This is a genomic window from Mesorhizobium sp. M4B.F.Ca.ET.089.01.1.1 (assembly GCF_004022605.1).
In the GTDB taxonomy this organism is placed as follows: domain Bacteria; phylum Pseudomonadota; class Alphaproteobacteria; order Rhizobiales; family Rhizobiaceae; genus Mesorhizobium; species Mesorhizobium abyssinicae.
Genome location: NZ_RZOS01000964.1, coordinates 1 through 932, shown reverse-complemented (window position 1 = coordinate 932; position 932 = coordinate 1). Strand labels below are relative to the sequence as shown.

The following is a 932-nucleotide window of genomic DNA, read 5'->3' as shown; positions in this document are numbered from 1 at the left end:
GGTCGAAGGCATGCAGCCGCGCCATCAGCCATGCGGCGCGGCGGCCAGCCTCGCGGTCGTTGCGCCACAGCGCGCCGAGCGCGCCGCCCGCGGGATAGTTCGGCGCCAATGGCGGCCGCAGGCGTTGCACCCGGCCGCCTTCCTGGTCGATGAACACCGGCGCGTCCGCGCGCCCGACGGCGTCGCGCATCGAGGCGACCAGATCGCGGATCTGCTCGGTCTCGCCGACATTGCGGGCAAACAGGATGAACCCCCACGGTCGTTCGCCGCGATAGAAACGGATTTCCTCGGGGGTGAGCGATTTCCCGGCGCAGCCGAGGATCATGGATTTTGATTCGGTCATACGTGGAAGCTTAGGGCTTCGCGCGGACAAAGGGAATCTCCCCGCCCAACATGCGGCTGAAGGCCCGATCCCGGTCCACAAAAAACCGGCGCAGCCCTGCGGCCGCGCCGGTTTGATTGATTGCAGCCAGGCTCAGCGCGACACGAAGCAGTTGCCGCCGGCCGCCTTGTAGCTGGTGCACAGGGCGATCGCGTCGTTGCGCGACTGCGCCGGCACGCGGACGCGGTAGAAGGTGCCCTTGCCCGCGATCTCGGCCTTGACGATGTTGGCGGTGCGACCCGACAGCACGCTGCCGTAGCGGCGCTGCAGGTCCTGGTAGGTGGACTGCGCGCTTTCAACCGTCGGCTGCGAGGCGATCTGCATCGACCACGAACCGCCGCCCGCCGCTGCCGCGCTCGGTGATATGGAGGCGACCTGGTCGGGCTTCACCTCGCCGACGACGTCGACCGGCTGGTCGGACGGACGCTGCGGCGCAACCGGAACAGTGGCCGGCGTGTCGGCCGACTGGCTGTGGGTGGTCTGCGTCTTGGCTTCAGCCTTGGCCTCGGGCTTCGGCGCCGCCGGCTTGAGCGGCTGAGCGGCATCGGAC

Annotated in this window: 1 protein-coding gene and 1 pseudogene; both read right to left on the bottom strand. The window is 69.1% G+C overall.

Translation table 11 applies throughout. The features are described 5' to 3' along the window. A pseudogene (locus EN780_RS35355) lies at window positions 1–343 on the bottom strand (glycoside hydrolase family 3 N-terminal domain-containing protein); the annotation flags it as partial. A gap of 132 nt (window positions 344–475) precedes the next feature. Continuing rightward, window positions 476–932: SPOR domain-containing protein (locus EN780_RS35350; RefSeq protein ID WP_133372914.1), on the bottom strand; the 457-nt coding region annotated here is incomplete at its 5' end.